Origin of the sequence: Prevotella rectalis, assembly GCF_900607215.1 — a bacterium.
GTDB classification, from domain to species: Bacteria; Bacteroidota; Bacteroidia; order Bacteroidales; family Bacteroidaceae; genus Prevotella; species Prevotella brunnea.
In genome coordinates, this window is the sequence record NZ_LR027822.1 from 84,499 (window position 1) to 84,957 (window position 459).

Genomic DNA, 459 nt, shown 5'->3' on the forward strand with positions numbered 1-459 from the left:
AATAAGTGCATTTTATAATGCTTACAGTTTGAAACTGAAAACCAAGCCCCAGGATGAGTAAAACGGCTGCAATACCGATGGATAAAGAGATACAGAGCTTTCAGTTAATTTTTACCGGACAGCAATAATAGCAAACATTCAACCCGACCATCACCATGAAATTATATTACAAAAACGGCATCAGGGATATGCTTTGTAATCTATTGATAATCAGGATGATATTAGTTGTGATTTAAAAGCTTAGCTTTTGCACTCCAATTCATGACCTTTTGCATTGCAAAAGCTTAGCTTTTGAAAAGTGAAAGCTAAGCTTTGGATAGATGAATAAAGAAAATTTTGTCTTTTCCTGAATTCACTTGTCAGATCTGACGATGTTTTTCTGTTTTACTTGTCAAATATTTTCTTATTTACTGAATGACTTGACATTAACATTATATAGTTTAAATTTGAAGTCAGTGC